This is a genomic window from Enterobacter cloacae complex sp. P14RS (assembly GCF_014895895.1).
GTDB classification, from domain to species: domain Bacteria; phylum Pseudomonadota; class Gammaproteobacteria; order Enterobacterales; family Enterobacteriaceae; genus Enterobacter; species Enterobacter bugandensis.
Genome location: NZ_JADBQM010000013.1, coordinates 119214 through 138582, shown reverse-complemented (window position 1 = coordinate 138582; position 19369 = coordinate 119214). Strand labels below are relative to the sequence as shown.

At 56.5% G+C, this 19369-nt stretch carries 18 protein-coding genes; 7 read left to right on the top strand and 11 right to left on the bottom strand.

From position 1 onward, the window contains the following. Positions 1–18: 18 nt before the first annotated feature. From damX to IM295_RS12355, 8 genes are all read right to left on the bottom strand, one after another. Positions 19–1320, bottom strand: a complete 1302-nt coding sequence (damX, locus tag IM295_RS12390; protein WP_041911922.1) for a cell division protein DamX — start codon at positions 1318–1320, stop codon at positions 19–21. Positions 1321–1412: 92 nt separating this feature from the next. Further along, complete coding sequence (gene aroB / locus IM295_RS12385; RefSeq protein ID WP_041911921.1) at positions 1413–2501, bottom strand: 3-dehydroquinate synthase; 1089 nt, start codon at positions 2499–2501, stop codon at positions 1413–1415. 57 nt (positions 2502–2558) lie between these two features. Beyond that, entirely contained in the window at positions 2559–3080 is a 522-nt protein-coding gene (aroK, locus tag IM295_RS12380; protein WP_003861630.1) for a shikimate kinase AroK, read from the bottom strand. A gap of 286 nt (positions 3081–3366) precedes the next feature. After that, positions 3367–4605, bottom strand: coding sequence for a DNA uptake porin HofQ (hofQ, locus tag IM295_RS12375; protein ID WP_193066760.1), 1239 nt, complete (start codon positions 4603–4605; stop codon positions 3367–3369). Beyond that, on the bottom strand, positions 4517–4921 hold the full coding sequence (locus tag IM295_RS12370; protein ID WP_136344094.1) for a HofP DNA utilization family protein: 405 nt from the start codon (positions 4919–4921) through the stop codon (positions 4517–4519). The genes hofQ and IM295_RS12370 overlap by 89 nt, the downstream gene beginning before the upstream one ends. After that, positions 4911–5366: a HofO gene (locus IM295_RS12365; RefSeq protein WP_193066759.1), complete on the bottom strand. Its 456-nt coding sequence runs from the start codon at positions 5364–5366 to the stop codon at positions 4911–4913. Before IM295_RS12365 ends, IM295_RS12370 begins: the two co-directional genes overlap by 11 nt. Before the next feature lie 3 nt (positions 5367–5369). Then, entirely contained in the window at positions 5370–5864 is a 495-nt protein-coding gene (locus IM295_RS12360) for a PilN domain-containing protein (RefSeq protein ID WP_126300792.1), read from the bottom strand. Further along, a complete protein-coding gene (locus IM295_RS12355) occupies positions 5861–6637 on the bottom strand; it encodes a DNA utilization protein HofM (RefSeq protein WP_193066758.1) in 777 nt (258 codons plus the stop codon). The genes IM295_RS12360 and IM295_RS12355 overlap by 4 nt, the downstream gene beginning before the upstream one ends. Before the next feature lie 120 nt (positions 6638–6757). On the opposite strand from IM295_RS12355, the gene mrcA reads away from it, so the two are divergent. Further along, positions 6758–9310, top strand: coding sequence for a peptidoglycan glycosyltransferase/peptidoglycan DD-transpeptidase MrcA (gene mrcA, locus IM295_RS12350; RefSeq protein ID WP_028014665.1), 2553 nt, complete (start codon positions 6758–6760; stop codon positions 9308–9310). A 79-nt stretch (positions 9311–9389) separates the two neighbouring features. Here the strand turns inward: mrcA and nudE are convergent, their stop codons facing one another. Next, positions 9390–9950, bottom strand: a complete 561-nt coding sequence (gene nudE / locus IM295_RS12345) for an ADP compounds hydrolase NudE (RefSeq protein ID WP_028014666.1) — start codon at positions 9948–9950, stop codon at positions 9390–9392. A 322-nt stretch (positions 9951–10272) separates the two neighbouring features. On the opposite strand from nudE, the gene IM295_RS12340 reads away from it, so the two are divergent. The 5 genes from IM295_RS12340 (at position 10273) to pckA (ending at position 16436) form a co-directional block, all read left to right on the top strand. Then, entirely contained in the window at positions 10273–12408 is a 2136-nt protein-coding gene (locus tag IM295_RS12340; RefSeq protein ID WP_193066757.1) for an intracellular growth attenuator family protein, read from the top strand. A 67-nt stretch (positions 12409–12475) separates the two neighbouring features. Next, positions 12476–13159, top strand: a complete 684-nt coding sequence (gene yrfG / locus IM295_RS12335; protein WP_028014668.1) for a GMP/IMP nucleotidase — start codon at positions 12476–12478, stop codon at positions 13157–13159. Then, positions 13156–13557 carry a ribosome-associated heat shock protein Hsp15 gene (hslR, locus tag IM295_RS12330; protein WP_028014669.1) on the top strand — a complete coding sequence of 134 codons (402 nt, stop codon included), beginning with the start codon at positions 13156–13158 and terminating at the stop codon, positions 13555–13557. Before yrfG ends, hslR begins: the two co-directional genes overlap by 4 nt. A gap of 18 nt (positions 13558–13575) precedes the next feature. After that, complete coding sequence (hslO, locus tag IM295_RS12325) at positions 13576–14460, top strand: Hsp33 family molecular chaperone HslO (RefSeq protein ID WP_192971938.1); 885 nt, start codon at positions 13576–13578, stop codon at positions 14458–14460. 356 nt (positions 14461–14816) lie between these two features. After that, the gene (gene pckA, locus IM295_RS12320) at positions 14817–16436 is read left to right on the top strand and encodes a phosphoenolpyruvate carboxykinase (ATP) (RefSeq protein ID WP_028014671.1); all 1620 of its coding nucleotides are present in this window, start codon (positions 14817–14819) and stop codon (positions 16434–16436) included. A 90-nt stretch (positions 16437–16526) separates the two neighbouring features. On the opposite strand, the gene envZ is transcribed toward pckA, so the two are convergent. Beyond that, positions 16527–17873, bottom strand: a complete 1347-nt coding sequence (gene envZ / locus IM295_RS12315; protein ID WP_028014672.1) for a two-component system sensor histidine kinase EnvZ — start codon at positions 17871–17873, stop codon at positions 16527–16529. Continuing rightward, complete coding sequence (gene ompR / locus IM295_RS12310) at positions 17870–18589, bottom strand: two-component system response regulator OmpR (protein WP_001157751.1); 720 nt, start codon at positions 18587–18589, stop codon at positions 17870–17872. The genes envZ and ompR overlap by 4 nt, the downstream gene beginning before the upstream one ends. A gap of 228 nt (positions 18590–18817) precedes the next feature. On the opposite strand from ompR, the gene greB reads away from it, so the two are divergent. Beyond that, positions 18818–19291, top strand: coding sequence for a transcription elongation factor GreB (gene greB / locus IM295_RS12305; protein ID WP_014885539.1), 474 nt, complete (start codon positions 18818–18820; stop codon positions 19289–19291). Positions 19292–19369: the final 78 nt, after the last annotated feature.

The following is a 19369-nucleotide window of genomic DNA, read 5'->3' as shown; positions in this document are numbered from 1 at the left end:
CATCCTGCGCTTTAAACATTACTTCAGATCGGCCTGCACCTGATGAATCGGCTTCGCCCACGGGTTTTTCGCCTGAACGTCTGCTGGCAGTGTCGCCACGGCGCGCTTCGCTTCATCTTTAGAAGCATACACACCGCTCACCAGCACGTACCACGGCTGTCCGTTACGGGTCGTCTGATAAACCACGTAGTTTTTCAGATTCGATTTCTTCGCCCAGCCGTTGAGGTTGTCATAGTTAGACGAACTGCTCAACTGCAGCGTGTAGTTGCTGGACGGTGCAGATTTCAGCGAACCGACGTTGCCAGCTGTTTTACCTGCTGCAGCACTGGAAGCCGTCGCCGTTGCGGCAGGCGCAGCGGTGGCAGCAGGTGCCGTTGTGGTTGCCGTCGCTTTCGGCGCAGTCTGCGTGACTGGCGCTTTGGCCGGCTCGCTCACGGCAGCCGTTTCAGTGCGTTTCGGCTGTGCCGGTGCGGCTTTCACTTCAGGCGCTTTTACCACGGCCTGAGGCTTGGTTTCACGCTTCGGCTCAATGACCGCCTGCTTACGTTCAGGACGCGTCGCAGTTTGCGTCTGGCGCGGTTTAGTTTCCGTTGCTGCCGTCTGCGGCTGCGCGGTAGCACCGTGGATCGGCGCGACGGTTGCAGGTTCAGTTGGCAGCGTAGAGTTAACCACAACGTTATCAACCTGCTGCTGGTTTTGCGGCTGCATCAGCGCATTGTTCAGGTCTCCCTGAACTTCAACACGCTGCTGGCCTTCGGGCGTGACAGGTGCCTGGCCCTGAGCAGGCGTTGATGAAACGGGCGGCAGAGAAACATCCTGCGGCGTCGTTGTGTTGCTGGCAGTCTGCTCAGCGGAAGTGGTGCCCGGCGCTGGCTGTGCACCATTCGCCTGATCCGTCGCATCATTACCGGAGAGATTGATGCTCTTCTCTGCGGAGGCGGTTTGTTCGGTTGAGTTGGTGGACGGTGCTTTCAGCGCGGAACCAATGCCAACAATCAGCAGCACAAGCACCAGAACGCCAAGTCCCATCATGATGTACTGACGGGAGGCCGGTTTCTGCGCAGCGGCTTTTTTACGTTTACGCGGGCGACGCTCTACAGGCTGTTCGTCCATTGAATCTTCTTCGGACTCATAATCCTCTTCTTCTCGCTCATCACGCGCGTTGCGGCTGCGCGAAGGGCGACGATCGTCTGCATCCAGATCAACATCGTCAAAGTTGATCTGCGGCTCGTTATCACGTTCTGAAGATTGACGAGAACGACCAGTACGACGATCGCTGGGATCGGGTTTCAGCTCGTCTTCTGGTTTGAATTCATCCATTTAACACCCCACTCAAAGGCTTATGCCTACGTCTTTGCATTTCGCCTGAAGCTAAACGACCACCGATAACAGTGGCCTGACCTTTCTAGTTGTTACGCCTGCTGGCAATCAGCAATGGCGCCAAGAACGACATCGTGCGACACTCCGCCGCGCACTTCACTCTTCCCTATTGCAAGCGGGAGTACAAGACGCATCTCACCTGCCAATACTTTTTTATCGCGCATCATGTGGGGTAAATACGCCTGCGCCGACATCTCCTGCGGCCCGGTTACCGGCAAACCTGCACGTTCAAGTAGCGCAATGATACGTGCCGTCTCTTCCGGTTTAAACTGCCCAAGACGTTCAGAGGTGCGGGCTGCCATGACCATGCCAGCCGCGACGGCTTCACCGTGCAGCCAGTTGCCGTAACCCATTTCGGCTTCAATGGCGTGGCCAAACGTATGCCCAAGATTCAGTAAAGCACGTAAGCCGGTTTCACGCTCGTCTGCCGCGACAACTTCTGCTTTCAGCTCACAACAACGACGAATGCAGTATGCCAGTTTCGCCTCATCCAGGCGCAGCAGCGCATCCATATTCTCTTCAAGCCAGTTAAAGAACTCGCCATCCAGAATAATGCCGTATTTGATCACTTCAGCCAGGCCAGAGGCCAGCTCGCGTTTCGGCAGGGTTTTCAGGCAGTCGAGATCCACCACCACCGACGCAGGCTGGTAGAACGCGCCAATCATGTTTTTGCCGAGGGGATGGTTGACTGCCGTTTTGCCACCGACAGAGGAGTCGACCTGAGACAGCAACGTGGTCGGGATTTGAATAAAACGGACGCCACGCTGATAGCTTGCGGCCGCAAAGCCGGTCAGATCGCCCACAACACCGCCGCCCAGGGCAAGCAGTGTTGTATCGCGACCGTGTGGTTTTTGCAGCAATGCGGTAAAGACGGTATCGAGTACCGTCAGGCTTTTATACTGCTCGCCATCGGGCAGAATCACACTGTCGACTTTTACGCCTGCCTGCTCAAGCAGGTGGCGCACGCGGTCGAGATAAAGCGGAGCCAGCGTCTCATTGGTGACCAGCATCGCCTGATCACCCGCTTTTAGTGGTAAAAAGGAAGCTGGGTCGTTAAACAAACCAGCCGCGATGGTGATAGGGTAACTACGTTCCCCGAGAGTAACTGTAATCCTCTCCATGACGCGACATCCACCTTTAATGCTTTTACCCGCAGGCGAGTGTATATAAAGCCAGAATCAGTTGCTTTCCAGCATATGAATAATCTGGTTTGCAACCACTTTAGCGCTCTGATCGTCAGTACGAATGGTCACATCGGCAATCTCTTCATACAGCGGATTGCGTTCGTCGGCCAACGCTTCCAGAACTTCGCGTGGTGGCGTTTCAACCTGCAGCAACGGGCGCTTTTTATCGCGCTGCGTACGTGCCAGCTGTTTCTCAATGGTCGTCTCAAGATAGACCACTACGCCACGGGCGGAGAGACGGTTGCGGGTTTCGCGAGATTTCACAGAGCCGCCGCCTGTTGCCAGTACGATGCCCTGTTTTTCCGTGAGTTCGTTGATCACTTTTTCTTCTCGGTCACGGAAACCTTCTTCGCCTTCTACATCGAAAACCCAGCCCACATCAGCTCCGGTTCGTTTCTCAATCTCTTGATCAGAATCGTAAAATTCCATATTGAGTTGTTGAGCTAACTGACGCCCAATAGTGCTTTTGCCGGCACCCATAGGCCCAACCAGAAAGATATTGCGTTTCTCTGCCATTTTATCGGTACTACTAAGACTATTCGTTAATGGTAATCCCCGCTTCGCAGACACCCGGCGTAGCAGGACATGAACTGAAACCTCATATGCAATAGAGCGAGAGTCAGACTAAAAATTATCTCAATACTCCGGCTTGTTTGGCAACTGATTAAATCACCGCGCCGGACGCATAAGGTAATAAGACGTAAGTCCAACTCAAATCGGTACTCCTTGTATGCTAATTCATGCCCCACGTCAAACATCTGCAACAAACTGAATGCAAAATCATTGCGGGGATCGTTACCCGTTAGTGAATACCGACCAGACGTGGCGTAATAAACACCACTAACTCACGCCGCTCATTATCTTTTCCATCATGGCGAAAAAGGTGTCCCAACCAGGGGATGCTCCCAAGCCCGGGCACGCTGTCACTGCCGGTTTTGTTCTTTTGCGAGAAAATTCCCCCCAGCGCCAGCGTTTCTCCACTTTTTACCTCCACCTGGGTTTCTATCTCCTGTTTATCGATGGCAAGCGTTTCGCCATCGGCCTGCTGCAGCACCTGTCCCGGCATGTTTTCACTGATGTGTAGCTTCAGGCGCACGCGCCCACCGGGCAATACTACCGGCGTGACCTCCATTCCGAGTACCGCCTCTTTGAACTCCACCGAGGTCGCCCCGCTTTCACCGCTTGAAACCTGATACGGGATCTCACTCCCCTGCTTAATGCTGGCCGGTTGCATGTGCGAGGCCAGCAGCCGCGGGCTGGCAATGATATCGACCTGCTGTTTTTGCTCCAGCGCAGAGAGCTCCAGATCCAGCAGCCTGCCGTTAATCCGCCCGATATTAAACCCCACATGCGTGGTAGCACTGGCCACGGAAAGATCGCTGCCAAGCGTCGTTAGCTGTCCAACCTTACCCGCCTCAGTGGCCTCGGCAAGATTCCACTTCACCCCCAACTCTCGCAGGCTTTTTTCATTAATGGTGACAATGTGCGCCGCCAGTTCGACCTGCTCGACGGGAATATCCATCTGAGCCGCCCACTGCTGCAGCGCCTCCAGCACCGCCTGGTTATCCCTGATGAGCAGACGGTTGGTGCGTTTGTCGACAGATAAACTCCCCTTTGGGCTCAGGAGCTTTTCAGCCGCTTTTTGCAGTTCTCCGGCATCCGCATAAGAAAATGGGATGCTGTGCGAGACCAGCGGAGCATCAAGCTGTCGACGCGCTCGCTCCTGCTCTAAACGTTCCCGCTGTTCACGCTGCCAGGCCGCGGTATGGACATAATAAATACCGCCCTCCTCTCGTAAAACGAGTCCGGCGCTGGTGACTACCGTCTGTAACGCCTGCCGCCAGGGAACGCGCGTCAGGTTAAGCGAGAGCGTGCCGCCGACATCCGGCGATACCACCAGGTTACGGTTCTCCTGCGCAACCAGCGCCTGTAGCAACTGAACCACCGGCACGTCATCCACCACCAGCGTGACCGGCTTTGGCGCGACTGCCCACAGCGGGCGGCTGAACGCCAGCAGCAACAGCACTATCCTTAACTTCATTTTTATCCTTTCCTTCTCGTTGCCACGCCCATTCTTCGGGATCGCATGTGTTACCCACATCAACAACCAGTTCCGTTTCATTGATGGCCGTTATCCGCCAGCCCGCCGGGAAACGATCGTGCTCTTTCAGACGATGCCAGCGCCGTTGCCCATCCAGCAAAATACCAACGCGCTGCTGCCCTCCCACCATTCCGCGGTAGTGCCACTGTGCCAGTTCGGCTGTGGCGCAGGGGTCGTCCGGCGGGCGAAACGGATCGCGCATGCCGGTCAACAGCAGCGCCGAGCAAACCAGTAGGTATCTCGCGCTATTTCGCATGTTCCAGCTCCAGCTTCAGGCGTAACGCCGTACTTTGTGGCGCAAGCGTAAAAGCAGCGACCCGCACATCCCGCTGCGCCAGCCGGGAAAAAAGAGGCGGGATCGCCTGCCACTGCGCCTCCAGCGCCAGTTCACCGCCGTTTTGCAACGGCTTCCAGTGAAGAAGCCTTGTACCCTCCCCCTGATAATCGAGCGGTGAAAAGGGCTTTATCTCCAGTGCCGTCCGGGTTTGCGGGCTAAACGGCACCTGACTGGCGGTGGGCCACAGCGACGCGTTAGTCCTCGCCGCCTGGCTCAACTGCTGCCGCTGATCCGCACACTGCCTCTCTGCTGGCCGGAGCAATACACCCCATGCTGTCAGGCCCATCAGGAGAATACCCAGCCCCCCGCAGACCAGCCGACACCAGAGACGACTTTCACACCAGCGTCCTAACAAGGTCTCCACGCGTTACCCCTCGCTTTTCAGGTGCAGAGTGAACATCCAGCGTCCCTGGCTATCCTGCCGGAGCTCCCCCTCAGAACCGGGCGTAAAGCCGTCTATGTGCTCCAGCCCATTACGCAAGGCAGAAAGCGCCTGCAGGGTAGTGGCATATCCGATCAACATCAGAGCAGGAGGCTGATAACGCAGCTCTGTCAGCCATACCTGCGCAGGCATGGCCTCAGAAAGTGACTCCAGCACCGGTTGCCATGCGCGGCGTTGCGGCGTGCCCGCAGGGTTCTGCACCTCTGCGGTGGGTCGCTGGCGAGACACAAGACCACGCTGCACGGACTGCGTACCCGCCAGTTGAGCCTGCAGCGCGCGCAGCGTTACCAGATGGTTCATCCTTATGCTAAAAACGGTCACTAGCATGAGCAGCAAAGCGCCGACAAATACGCCGCCCCAGAAACGCAGGCATCGCGCGCGCCGCTGCTGACGCCAGGGCAGGAGGTTGGTCACGTTCATTCAGGCACCTCGCTCATGGCCAGCGCCAGCGCGACGGTATAGTCAGCCCCGCATTCGGGAAGAGGCGCATGCCAGCGCTGCAGCGTTTCCCATGGGGTTCGTTCGGCATCAAAGAACGCGATGTCATTCTGGTTAAGGGCCAGCAGCGCCGCCAGCTCAGTGACGTTTTCTGCTTCAGTGGTATAACGACGCCCCCACTGATGGCGCATAGCCCACAGCCAGTGATGCACATCCCGCCAGGCGACGCACTGCGTCGGCGCTAACGCAGGCAGCAGGTTCGTCAGCGCGCTGGCATCCGGGGTGATGGTCGCCAGCCGCAAACGTAGCGTTTTCGCCAGGTCAAGAAGCGTTTCAACCTCTTTGTTTTGTGCGGCAGTCACGTGAAACGTATTGCTGAAGGTGTCCTGGGTGTAGTCGAAACAGAGGGACTCTGTCGACATCTCCAGTTCGCGCGAAAGCGCCGCCCCCATCCACGAGAGCTGCTCGCTGTCACGCAATGCAAGAGCCGGTCGGGGCAACGTTTTTTGCAGAGTCCGTGCAGCAGGAAAGGAGAGAAATACCCGGTGGTAGTGCGGGAGCGCTTTTCGCCAGTCGCGTAAGGCATCGGCCAGCGCTTCTGGCTGACAAATTTTGCCGTCACGAATGATGCCTTCGGCCAGAGAAATGGCCCACCAGCGGCGTAAGCACCAGCCGCCTCTCTCCCGAGCCAGTGCCGTAATCAGGACCTTATCCTGTTGAATATGAACGCCCGTTTGCCATGTTTTGAAAGCCATGCTTCACGATCTCCTTATCGCCCGTCGCCTTGACGGCTATATCAATGAATCAGGCTTGCCTTTATACTACCGCGCGATTGTTTAGAAACTGCCCAAGTGAAACCAAATGGGAAATCTCCGGTGAAGTTCGTAAAGTATTTATTCATCCTTGCAGTCTGTTGCATTCTGCTGGGAGCAGGCTCGATTTACGGTTTGTACAAATATATTGAGCCACAGCTACCTGATGTCGCCACGCTCCGCGATGTGCGTCTCCAGATCCCAATGCAGGTCTATAGCGCCGATGGCGAGCTGATGGCGCAGTATGGCGAGAAGCGTCGTATCCCGCTGACCTTAAACCAAATTCCCCCCGTGATGGTGAAAGCTTTTATCGCCACGGAGGACAGCCGTTTCTACGAGCACCACGGTGTCGATCCGGTCGGGATTTTCCGTGCCGCAAGCATTGCGTTGTTCTCCGGTCACGCCTCCCAGGGGGCGAGCACCATTACGCAACAGCTGGCGCGAAACTTCTTCCTCAGCCCTGAAAAGACGCTGACGCGTAAGATCAAAGAGGTGTTCCTGGCGATCCGTATTGAGCAGCTGCTGAATAAGGACGAGATCCTTGAGCTGTACCTCAATAAAATCTACCTGGGCTACCGTGCCTATGGCGTGGGGGCAGCCGCGCAGGTGTACTTCGGTAAGCCTGTTGAACAGCTCACCCTAAGCGAAATGGCAACCATTGCCGGTCTGCCAAAAGCGCCGTCCACGTTTAACCCGCTTTACTCGCTCGATCGCGCTACCTCACGTCGTAATGTCGTCCTGTCACGTATGCTGAGCGAAGGCTATATCAGCCAGAGCGAGTACGACCAGGCGCGTAACGACGTCATTGACGCCAATTATCACGCCCCTGAGATCGCCTTCTCTGCCCCATATTTGACCGAAATGGTGCGCCAGGAGATGGTGAGTCGTTATGGCGACAAGGCCTATGAAGATGGCTATCGCGTGTACACCACCGTTACCCGTAAAGTGCAGCAGGCGGCTCAGGACGCGGTGCGCAATAACGTGATGGACTACGATATGCGTCACGGCTATCGCGGACCGTCGAACGTGCTCTGGAAAGTGGGCGAAAGCGCATGGGACAGCAAAAAAATCACCAGCACGCTGAAAGCGCTGCCAACCTATGGTCCGCTCCTTCCAGCCGTAGTGACGCAGGCCGATCCTCAGGAAGCCGTTGCGACGCTGGCGGACGGCACGTCCGTCTCCCTGCGCATGGACGGTATTCGCTGGGCGCGTCCATACCGTTCGGACACCCTGCAGGGGCCAACGCCGCGCAAAGTGACCGACGTGGTACAGGCCGGGCAGCAGATTTGGGTGCGCAAGTCAGGCGATGCCTGGTGGCTGGCGCAGGTACCGGATGTGAACTCGGCTCTGGTCTCCATCAACCCACAGAACGGGGCGGTAATGGCGCTGGTCGGCGGGTTCGATTTCAACCAGAGCAAATTTAACCGCGCCACGCAGGCGCTGCGTCAGGTGGGTTCCAACATCAAGCCGTTCCTCTACACGGCAGCGATGGATAAGGGACTGACCCTTGCCAGCATCCTAAACGACGTGCCGATCTCCCGCTGGGATGCCGGTGCCGGTTCCGACTGGCAGCCGAAGAACTCTCCTGCGGAGTATGCCGGTCCTATTCGTCTTCGCCAGGGTCTGGGGCAGTCGAAAAACGTGGTGATGGTGCGTGCCATGCGCGCGATGGGCGTCGACTATGCGGCAGAGTACCTGCAGCGCTTCGGCTTCCCGGCGCAGAACATCGTTCGCACCGAGTCGCTGGCGCTGGGCTCAGCCTCCTTTACGCCGCTTCAGGTCGCCCGCGGATACTCGGTGATGGCCAACGGCGGCTTCCTGGTTGACCCGTACTTCATCAGCAAAATCGAGAACGACCAGGGCGGCGTGCTGTTTGAAGCGAAGCCGAAAATTGCCTGCCCTGAGTGTGATATTCCGGTCATTTACGGCAATACGCCGAAATCCGAGGTGCTCGAAAACAAGGACATGGAAGACCCTGCCGTTTCTCAGGAGCAGCCAAATATCGTCTTGCCGCAGCCGCAGCTGGAGCAGGCTAACCAGTCGCTGGTGGCGCAAACCGGCGCGCAGGAATATGCCCCGCACGTGATCAACACGCCGCTGGCGTTCCTGATCAAGAGCGCGCTGAACACCAACATCTTCGGTGAACCTGGCTGGCAGGGTACCGGCTGGCGAGCAGGGCGCGATCTGCAGCGCCATGATATCGGCGGTAAAACCGGGACAACTAACAGCTCGAAGGATGCGTGGTTCTCCGGCTATGGGCCGGGTGTGGTGACGTCAGTCTGGATCGGTTTCGACGATCATCGCCGTGATTTAGGCCGTACCACGGCATCCGGCGCGATTAAAGATCAGATTTCCGGCTACGAAGGCGGTGCCAAAAGCGCGCAGCCGGCCTGGGATGCCTACATGAAATCCGTTCTTGAAGGCGTGCCGGAGCAGCCGCTGACGCCGCCACCGGGCGTGGTGACAGTCAATATTGACCGCAGCACCGGCCAGCTCGCTAACGGTGGTAATAGCCGTGCCGAGTATTTCATCGAAGGTACGCAGCCAACCACACAGGCGGTGCATGAGGTGGGTACAGAGATTATTGATAACGGCGAAACGCACGAGCTGTTTTAAGCATAAAAATGCCCGGTAAAAACCGGGCAAAGAATTGCAGGCCGGGTAAGGCGAAGCCGCCACCCGGCTTTTTTATGGCCTACAGCCGCCCTTGCCCCTTCAGCCACTCGCGAACCAGGAACAGCGCGCTCACGTTGCGAGCCTCGTTAAAGTCAGGGTCTTCAAGCAGATCCATCAGATGCGCCAGCGGCCAGCGAACCTGCGGCAGCGGCTCTGGTTCATCTCCCTCCAGCGATTCAGGATAGAGATCTTCAGCCACCACAATGTTCATTTTGCTGGAAAAATAGGACGGCGCCATGCTCAGTTTTTTCAGGAACGACAGTTCGTTCGCGCCAAAACCCACCTCTTCTTTCAGCTCGCGGTTTGCTGCTTCAAAGACCGTTTCACCCGGATCGATGAGCCCTTTCGAGAACCCAAGCTCGTAAGATTCCGTGCCCACGGCGTATTCGCGGATCAAAATCAGATGATCGTCGACGATAGGGACAATCATCACCGCTTCGCGCGAAGAGGGGCGCATACGCTCATAAACACGACGCACACCGTTGCTGAACTCCAGATCCACACTCTCGACGTTAAACAGGCGCGATTTGGCGACAGTTTCAACGTGCAGAATGGTGGGTTTTTGTAGTGGTTTGCTCATCTTGATGGGGTCTTAGCAGTGTGAACTGGCGTTATTGTGCGATATGCCGCACGGTTTCGGCAATGTCAATTGTTCTTTATTTACATTTATGCAACGCAGCAGGGATCAATCCTCAATTCAAAACAAATGTCAAGAGGTTGAAATGTTTCCAGGAATTTGCTGATATCGCGCCATGACAGGCTTTGCTATCATCACCGGTCACTGGGATGCGCTTTAGAATGCTCAAGTTCGACTCCATACTTGCCGATAGCCAGCCACAGACTCTCATTCAATGTAAAGGTGCTACTGACTACACCTGTAAGATAAGTAAGATGGGGAAAGCATGAGCACCATTTTGATTGTTCTCGCTGCTATGCTGGTCAGCGCATTGATTGCAGGGTGGCTGTACAGGCGACGCATACAGCGCCGTTACCGGCTGCCCTTTTTAAATGCCTTCGCGGGTGCGACAACGCGTAAACTCACGCAAGACGAGCGCGATGCAGTTGAAAACTATCTCGAAACGCTGAACCGTTCTCAGTTAACGCCTGGGCCGACGGGAGCCACGACTGCACCTGTGGCGCTTAAGCTTAACGCGCAAAGTGACACCGTGCTCTGCGTGACGCGCTCCATCACGCGCTACGGCATTACGACTGACGACCCCAACAAGTGGCGCTACTACCTGGATTCGGTTGAGGTGCATCTGCCTCCGTCCTGGGAGCAGTACATTAACGACGAAAACAGCGTTGAGCTGATTCACACCGATTCGCTGCCGCTGGTAATCTCGCTCAACGGCCATACCCTGAATGACTATCTTCATGAAGCCCCGCGCTTTGCGCTGGAACGCGCGAGTTCAACGCAGGCCTCTATCCGTGGTGAAGAGACCGAGCAGATTGAGCTGCTGAATATTCGTCAGGAGACGCATGAAGAGTACGCCCTGAGCCGTCCGGACGGTATTCGTGAAGCCATCCTGATCGTTGCCGCTTTCCTGCTCTTTTTTGTCTGCCTGCTGACGCCGGACGTCTTTGTCCCATGGATGGCTGGTGGCGCGGTGTTGCTTCTTGCGGCCGGGCTGTGGGGGCTCTTTGCCCCGCCGGCCAAAACCTCGCTGCGGGAGATCCACTGCCTGCGCGGCACGCCAAAGCGCTGGGGCCTGTTCGGTGAGAACGATCAGGAGCATCTCAACAATATCTCACTCGGGATTATTGACCTGATCTACCCGCGCCACTGGCAACCGTGGATTGCGCAGGATTTAGGGCAGAAAACCGATATTGATATCTATCTTGACCGCCACGTTGTGCGACAGGGGCGCTTCTTATCCCTGCATGATGAAGTAAAAAATTTCCCGCTTCAGCACTGGCTCCGCAGCACGGTCATCGCCGCCGGCGCCGGGCTGGTGTTTATCATGCTGCTGCTTTTCGTGCCGCTGGATATGCCCATCAAATTTACCCTGTCGTGGATCAAAGGCGCGCAGACCATCGAGGCGACCAGCGTCAACCAGCTCGATGAAGCGGGTGTACGGGTGGGCGATACGCTGCGCCTGAAAGGCACCGGAATGTGTAATATCCATACTCCGGGGGCGTGGAACACGCGCCAGAATTCACCGTTCACGCCGTTCGACTGTTCGCAAATTATCTGGAACGACGCCCCGCCGCTGCCGCTGCCGGAATCCGAAGTGGTGAATAAAGCCACGGCGCTGACCCAGACGGTCAACCGCCAGCTGCACCCGAAACCGGACGATGATTCACGCGTCAGCCCCGCGCTGCGTTCCGCCATTCAGAAATCAGGCATGATTCTGCTGGATGATTTTGGCGACATTGTCCTGAAAACCCAGGACTTGTGCTCATCGCAGGATGAGTGCATACGCCTCAAAAACGCGCTGGTTAACCTCGGGAACAGTAAAGACTGGGACTCGCTGGTGAAACGCGCCGAGGCGGGACGACTGGATGGCGTCAACGTGCTGCTGCGTCCGGTCAGCGCGGAATCGCTTGATAACCTGGTCGCCACCTCGACATCGCCGTTTATGATGCGCGAAACCACCCGGGCGGCTCAGGCGCTCAACAGTCCGGCACCGGGCGGCTTTGTGATTGCCAGCGATGAAGGCAGCGACCTGGTCGATCAGCCTTACCCGCAGGTAGCGCTTTATGACTACCCGGCCCAGGAGCAGTGGAGCCAGTTCCAGCGTCTGGCGCAGATGCTGATGCAAACGCCGTTCAGTGCCGAAGGGATTGTCACAAGCATCTACACCGACGCCAACGGCACGCGCCATATCGGCCTGCACCGGATGCCGGACAGCGCAGGATTGTGGCGTTACATTGGCACCTCTCTGCTGATGATCGCCATGCTGATCGCCATTTTCTGGAACGGTTTTATGGCCCTGCGCCGCTACCAGCGCTCCCGCACGCGTCTGGCGGAGATCCAGCAATATTATGAGAATTGCCTCAATCCTAAGCTGATCCCCTCCTCTGAGAGCCTGATCTGATAACGTCGTTGCGCGACAAGATGTGCTACCCTGTCGCGCACGTTTCTTCTGGCTGGAGTTCCCCCCTATGCATCTTGATATCGACTGGCAGCAGGTCGACACCGTTCTGCTGGATATGGACGGCACGCTGCTAGATCTCGCCTTTGATAACTATTTCTGGCAAAAGCTGGTGCCGGAAACCTATGGTGAGCAGCAGGGTATCTCCCCGGCAGAAGCGCAGGCGTTCATTCGTTCGCAATATAGCGCGGTGCAACATACGCTAAACTGGTACTGTCTGGACTACTGGAGCGAGCGCCTCGGTTTGGATATTTGTGCCATGACCACTGCCCAGGGACCACGCGCCGTGCTGCGCGAAGATACGGTTCCCTTCCTGGACGCGCTGAAAGCAAGCGGCAAGCGCCGTATTTTGCTGACTAACGCGCATCCACATAACCTGGCCGTGAAGCTGGAGCATACGGGACTGGCGTCGCACCTTGATTTATTACTTTCCACCCACACATTTGGTTATCCGAAAGAGGATCAGCGGTTGTGGCATGCGGTGAAGGAAGAGACCGGCCTGCAGCCGGAGCGCACGCTGTTCATTGACGACAGCGAGCCTATTCTGGATTCTGCGGCAACGTTTGGCATTCGCTACTGTCTGGGCGTCACTAATCCTGACTCTGGCCTGGCTGAAAAAAGCTATCTGCGCCATCCGGGACTGAACGACTACCGCCAGATGATCCCCTCACTGACCGTGAAGGAGACGCCATGAAAGAAAAGCCCTCAGATGGGGTAAGACTGGATAAATGGCTGTGGGCAGCCCGTTTTTATAAAACGCGCGCCCTTGCCCGTGAAATGGTTGACGGCGGTAAAGTGCATTACAACGGCCAGCGCAGCAAGCCGAGCAAGCTGGTTGAGCTGAACGCCACCTTAACGCTGCGCCAGGGCAACGACGAACGTACGGTAGTGATTAAAGCCATTACCGAACAGCGGCGGCCCGCATCGGAAGCCGTACTGCTTTACGAAGAGACGGCTGAAAGCGTTGAAAAGCGCGAGAAGACCGCGCTGGCGCGCAAAATGAATGCGCTGACCATGCCCCACCCGGACCGGCGACCGGATAAAAAAGAGCGCCGCGATCTGATGAAATTTAAACACGGTGAGAGCGAGTAACCCTCACCCGCACGAGAGATGAAAATGGCCCAACACGACCAATTACACCGCTATCTGTTTGAACAATTCGCCGTGCGCGGCGAGCTGGTCACCGTATCCGAAACCTGGAAACAGATTCTGGAAAACCACAACTACCCGCTGCCGGTGCAGACCCTGTTGGGCGAACTGCTGGTTGCCACCAGCCTGCTGACCGCAACGCTGAAGTTTGCCGGTGATATCACCGTGCAGCTGCAGGGTGACGGCCCGATGACGCTGGCGGTGATCAACGGCAATAACCAGCAGCAGATGCGCGGCGTGGCGCGCGTTCAGGGCGACGTGCCTGAAAATGCTGACCTCAAAACGCTGGTGGGCAATGGCTACCTGGTGATCACCATCTCCCCTGAGGAAGGTGAACGCTATCAGGGCGTGGTGGGTCTGGAAGGCGATACCCTCGCAGCCTGCCTGGAAGATTACTTCATGCGTTCTGAACAGCTGCCTACGCGTCTGTTCATCCGTACCGGTGAAGTGGACGGCCAGCCTGCTGCGGGCGGCATGCTGCTGCAGGTTCTGCCAGCGCAGGACGCACAGACCAATGACTTTGAGCATCTGGCGACGCTGACCGAAACCATCAAGGCGGAAGAGCTGTTCAACCTGTCGGCGACCGACGTGCTGTGGCGTCTGTACCACGAAGAAGAAGTGACCGTGTACGATCCGCAGTCCGTGGAGTTTAAGTGCACCTGCTCGCGCGAGCGCTGCGCTGGCGCACTGAAAACTCTGCCGGATGAAGAGATCGACAGCATCATGGCTGAAGACGGCGAAATTGATATGCACTGTGACTACTGCGGTACGCACTACGTGTTCAATTCAATGGATATCGCTGAAATCCGCAATAATGCCTCTCCGGCAGATCCGCAAGTTCATTAATACGCTACCCCTCACCCTGCCCTTTCCCCTTTGCGGAGAGGGTTAGGGTGAGGGGTAAAAATCCCCCAAAAGCTGAATCGTTTTCCCTATGTAACTCTTACGTAATTTTCTTACATGTATGCGATTACATTCACATTCTCTCCGATAAAATCACCACCTCTTAACCTTTTCGGAACATTTTCCCCAACCAAAAAGCGATTCCTGCGATAATCCGCCTGCACTGTGACTGGAGTCGCAGCGTTTTCCGTTAGTAAGGGTTTTATCCAGATGCACAAATCTATGAGCCCCGTCGCGGTTAACATCCCCAGAAAAACCCTACAATTTCAGGCAGTACATATTGGCTAAGGAGCAGTGATATGCGTGTTACTGGTTTAACCCCGCAAGATCTCAAGGCTTATGGTATTCACGACGTCCAGGAAGTGGTCTACAACCCCGATTACGATACGCTGTATCAGGAAGAGCTCAATCCAGCACTGGAAGGATACGAGCGCGGTGTGTTGACGAACCTTGGTGCTATCGCCGTCGATACCGGTATCTTTACCGGTCGTTCGCCGAAAGATAAGTATATCGTCCGAGACGAAACTACCCGCGATACGCTGTGGTGGGCTGACAAGGGCAAAGGGAAGAACGACAACAAACCGCTCTCCCCGGAAACCTGGCAGCATCTGAAAGGGCTCGTCACCCATCAACTTTCCGGTAAGCGTCTGTTCATTGTCGACGCTTTCTGCGGCGCTAACGCCGACACCCGCCTTTCCGTGCGTTTCATTACCGAAGTGGCCTGGCAGGCGCATTTCGTTAAGAATATGTTTATTCGTCCGACCGACGAAGAGCTGCAGGACTTCACACCTGACTTCATCGTGATGAACGGTGCGAAATGCACTAACCCACAGTGGAAAGAGCAGGGTCTGAACTCCGAAAACTTCATTGCCTTCAACCTGACCGAACGTATTCAGCTGATCGGCGGTACCTGGTATGGCGGCGAAATGAAGAAAGGGATGTTCTCGGTCATGAACTACCTGCTGCCGCTGCGCGGTATTGCCTCTATGCACTGCTCGGCGAACGTCGGCGAGAAAGGCGACGTAGCGGTGTTCTTCGGTCTTTCCGGCACCGGGAAAACCACGCTCTCCACCGATCCAAAACGCCGTCTGATTGGCGATGACGAACACGGCTGGGACGATGACGGGGTGTTTAACTTCGAAGGCGGTTGCTACGCGAAGACCATTCGCCTGTCTGAAGAGGCCGAGCCGGATATCTTCCACGCGATCCGCCGCGACGCGCTGCTGGAAAACGTCACCGTACGTGCCGACGGCTCTATCGACTTTGACGATGCGTCTAAAACCGAAAACACCCGCGTCTCTTACCCGATCTACCACATCGACAACATCGTGAAGCCGGTGTCAAAAGCGGGCCATGCCACGAAGGTGATTTTCCTGACGGCGGATGCGTTCGGCGTGCTGCCACCGGTTTCCCGCCTGACCGCCAGCCAGACGCAGTACCACTTCCTCTCTGGCTTTACCGCCAAGCTGGCGGGTACCGAGCGTGGCGTCACGGAGCCAACCCCAACCTTCTCCGCCTGCTTCGGCGCGGCATTCCTGTCGCTGCACCCGACGCAATACGCTGAGGTGCTGGTGAAACGCATGCAGGCATCCGGCGCGCAGGCCTACCTGGTGAATACCGGCTGGAACGGTACCGGCAAGCGTATCTCCATCAAAGATACCCGCGCCATTATCGACGCCATTCTGGATGGTTCTCTGGATAACGCCGAAACCTTCACGCTGCCGATGTTCGATCTGGCCATTCCGACGGAACTGCCGGGTGTGGATACGCGTATCCTCGACCCGCGCAATACCTACGGATCGCCGGAACAGTGGCGCGAGAAGGCGGAATCGCTGGCGAAGCTGTTTATCGAGAACTTCGAGAAGTACACCGATACCCCGGCGGGTGCTGCGCTGGTGAGTGCGGGACCGAAGCTGTAGGTAAAAGCAAAAAGGCAACGAAAGTTGCCTTTTTTAATGTTTTCTCCCTCTCCCCGTGGGAGAGGGCCGGGGTGAGGGCATCAGACCGCACTATCCCTCTTTCACCTGCCCTCGCGTCACCGGAACCGGCAACCAGGCGCGAATGCTCAACCCGCCCCGCTCGCTGGTGCCGATCTCCAGCAATCCGTTATGGTTATCCACAATACGCTGCACAATCGCCAGGCCTAAGCCCGTTCCGCTGGTGCTGCGCGCGCTATCGCCGCGCACAAACGGCTGGAACAGATGCTTACGCTGCTCGGGCTTAATGCCCGGACCGTCGTCTTCCACCTGGAACCAGGCGCGGTTGAGTTCAGACCCGCTGCTAACCTTAATCCAGCCGTTACCGTAGCGCGCCGCGTTAACCACCATATTGGCCACCGCACGCTTAATGGAAAGCGGGTGCATACGAACCTGAATTTCACCGTCCTGAAGGTCAGTATCAATTTCACGCTCATAACCACTTTCTGCGGCCACCACTTCGCCCAGCACCGCGTTCAGATCGGCCATTTCCATCGGCATCTCCTGACCGGTGCGCAGGTAATCGATGAACTGCTCGATGATGGCGTTACACTCTTCGATGTCCTTGTTAATAGACTCGGCGAGATAACCGTCCTCTTCACCCATCATCTCCGTCGCCAGACGAATACGCGTTAGCGGGGTGCGCAGGTCATGACTGACGCCGGCCATCAGCAGCGTACGGTCATCCGCCAGCTGCTTAACGCCTGCCGCCATGTGGTTAAACGCGCGCGTTACTGAGCGCACTTCAGAGGCACCATATTCGCGCAGTGGAGGAGGAATAATGCCTTTACCGACCTGCAGCGCAGCGTGCTCCAGGTCGACCAGCGGTCGGTTCTGGATACGGATAAACAGCCACGCGCCGCCTATCGCCAGCAGCATAATGGCAAGGGTATAGCGGAACAGCGGCGAGAAATCGCCCTGATGGATTTCAGTCAGCGGAACGCGTACCCAGATGTTGGGTGACAGCCAGGTTTTCAGCCAGACGACGGGCGAGCTTTTGTTGACCTCAACGCGCACTTCCGTCGGGCCACCCAGCTGCTGCGCCATCTGCTGGCTGAGGAATTCATAGTGCTGCGCCCAGCGCAGGCCAGCATCTTCCGCCGCTTCATTGGAGTAAAGCGAAATACCCAGTTCACGGTAGATTTCACGGCGAAATGCCGGGGGAACAACCAGCTGCGTGCCGTCCTCCAGCTGCAGCTTATCGGTCATCAGCATACGCACTTCGTAGGCCAGGACCTTATTAAACTGCTGGAGGCTCGGCAGAATCGCAAAGTTCAGCACCACCAGGTAGGTCGTCACCAGGCTGACGAACAGCAGGGTGACGATCAGTAAGAGGGTGCGGGCAAACGAGCTTCGCGGCGAGAAGCGCATTCGCCTCATGCTTTAGAGCCGTCCGGAACGAACACGTAGCCCAGACCCCATACGGTCTGAATATAACGAGGATGCGCCGGATCTTCTTCCACCATGCGGCGCAGGCGGGAGATCTGCACGTCGATGGAGCGTTCCATTGCGGAGTATTCGCGACCGCGCGCCAGGTTCATCAGCTTGTCGCGGGAAAGCGGCTCGCGCGGGTGGCTGACCAGCGCTTTCAGTACGGCAAACTCGCCGCTGGTGAGCGGCATTGGCTCATCTTCACGGAACATCTCGCGCGTGCCGAGGTTCAGCTTGAACTTGCCGAAGGCAATCACCGCCTCTTCCTGGGACGGCGCGCCCGGCAGTTCATTCGCCTGACGGCGCAGCACGGCACGAATACGCGCCAGCAGCTCGCGCGGGTTAAACGGTTTTGGAATGTAGTCATCAGCGCCGATTTCGAGGCCCACGATACGGTCAACTTCTTCGCCCTTCGCCGTCACCATAATGATCGGCATCGGGTTGCTCTGGCTGCGCAGACGGCGGCAGATAGAAAGCCCGTCTTCACCCGGCAGCATCAGGTCGAGAACCATCAGATGGAAAGATTCGCGGGTCAGCAGACGGTCCATCTGCTCAGCGTTCGCGACGCTACGAACCTGGAAGCCCTGCTCGGTCAGATAACGCTCAAGCAGCGCGCGCAGGCGCATGTCGTCATCCACGACCAGAATTTTGTAGTTTTCTTGCATTGTGTGTACTCCCAAAGGTTCGGATAGTCTTTGTAACAGCGTATTCTAAAAAAGTGCACGTATTCGACCAGTTAATTCTGGTATAAATTCTAGTCGAAATTGTTACAAAGCATATTTAACAGCAGCTTATCTGTTCATTTCATCACATAAATCATTATTAATCCTGTCTGTTACACTGTGTGGTACGTATTGTGCGCAAAACAGAGAACCGGCAGCAAAGGCAGCACCATGAAAACGCCCCTGATCACCCGCGAAGGGTACGAAAAGCTCAAAAAAGAGATGGATTACCTGTGGCGCGAAGAGCGTCCTGAAGTAACCAAAAAGGTGACCTGGGCGGCAAGCCTGGGCGATCGCAGCGAAAATGCTGATTATCAGTACAACAAGAAGCGGCTGCGCGAAATTGACCGCCGGGTACGCTATCTGACGAAGTGTCTTGAGAATCTAAAAATCGTCGATTACTCCCCGCAGCAGGAGGGCAAAGTGTTCTTCGGCGCGTGGGTGGAGATTGAAAACGACGATGGTGACACCCTGCGTTTTCGCATTGTCGGCTACGATGAAATTTTTGGTCGTAAAGATTACATTTCTATCGACTCCCCGATGGCCCGCGCGCTGCTGAAAAAGGAAGTGGGCGATTTAGCCGTCGTGCAGACCCCAGCCGGTGAAGCCAGCTGGTACGTCAATGAGATCGTCTACGTAAAATAGTCCGAGAGCGCCCTCCCCGGCTGGCATTTTGCCGTGTCAGCCCGTATAACTATCCCCTGATTTTTGACCCACAAGATG

Bases quoted from the DNA above. Each gene is read 5' to 3' on its own strand.
- IM295_RS12370 (WP_136344094.1), bottom strand. From the start codon at position 4,921: ATGCGAAATAGCGCGAGATACCTACTGGTTTGCTCGGCGCTGCTGTTG.
- hslO (WP_192971938.1), top strand. From the start codon at position 13,576: ATGAAAATGGCCCAACACGACCAATTACACCGCTATCTGTTTGAACAA.
- hslR (WP_028014669.1), top strand. From the start codon at position 13,156: ATGAAAGAAAAGCCCTCAGATGGGGTAAGACTGGATAAATGGCTGTGG.
- IM295_RS12360 (WP_126300792.1), bottom strand. From the start codon at position 5,864: ATGAACGTGACCAACCTCCTGCCCTGGCGTCAGCAGCGGCGCGCGCGA.
- pckA (WP_028014671.1), top strand. From the start codon at position 14,817: ATGCGTGTTACTGGTTTAACCCCGCAAGATCTCAAGGCTTATGGTATT.
- greB (WP_014885539.1), top strand. From the start codon at position 18,818: ATGAAAACGCCCCTGATCACCCGCGAAGGGTACGAAAAGCTCAAAAAA.
- yrfG (WP_028014668.1), top strand. From the start codon at position 12,476: ATGCATCTTGATATCGACTGGCAGCAGGTCGACACCGTTCTGCTGGAT.
- aroB (WP_041911921.1), bottom strand. From the start codon at position 2,501: ATGGAGAGGATTACAGTTACTCTCGGGGAACGTAGTTACCCTATCACC.
- damX (WP_041911922.1), bottom strand. From the start codon at position 1,320: ATGGATGAATTCAAACCAGAAGACGAGCTGAAACCCGATCCCAGCGAT.
- envZ (WP_028014672.1), bottom strand. From the start codon at position 17,873: ATGAGGCGAATGCGCTTCTCGCCGCGAAGCTCGTTTGCCCGCACCCTC.
- IM295_RS12340 (WP_193066757.1), top strand. From the start codon at position 10,273: ATGAGCACCATTTTGATTGTTCTCGCTGCTATGCTGGTCAGCGCATTG.
- IM295_RS12355 (WP_193066758.1), bottom strand. From the start codon at position 6,637: ATGGCTTTCAAAACATGGCAAACGGGCGTTCATATTCAACAGGATAAG.
- ompR (WP_001157751.1), bottom strand. From the start codon at position 18,589: ATGCAAGAAAACTACAAAATTCTGGTCGTGGATGACGACATGCGCCTG.
- nudE (WP_028014666.1), bottom strand. From the start codon at position 9,950: ATGAGCAAACCACTACAAAAACCCACCATTCTGCACGTTGAAACTGTC.
- aroK (WP_003861630.1), bottom strand. From the start codon at position 3,080: ATGGCAGAGAAACGCAATATCTTTCTGGTTGGGCCTATGGGTGCCGGC.
- hofQ (WP_193066760.1), bottom strand. From the start codon at position 4,605: ATGAAGTTAAGGATAGTGCTGTTGCTGCTGGCGTTCAGCCGCCCGCTG.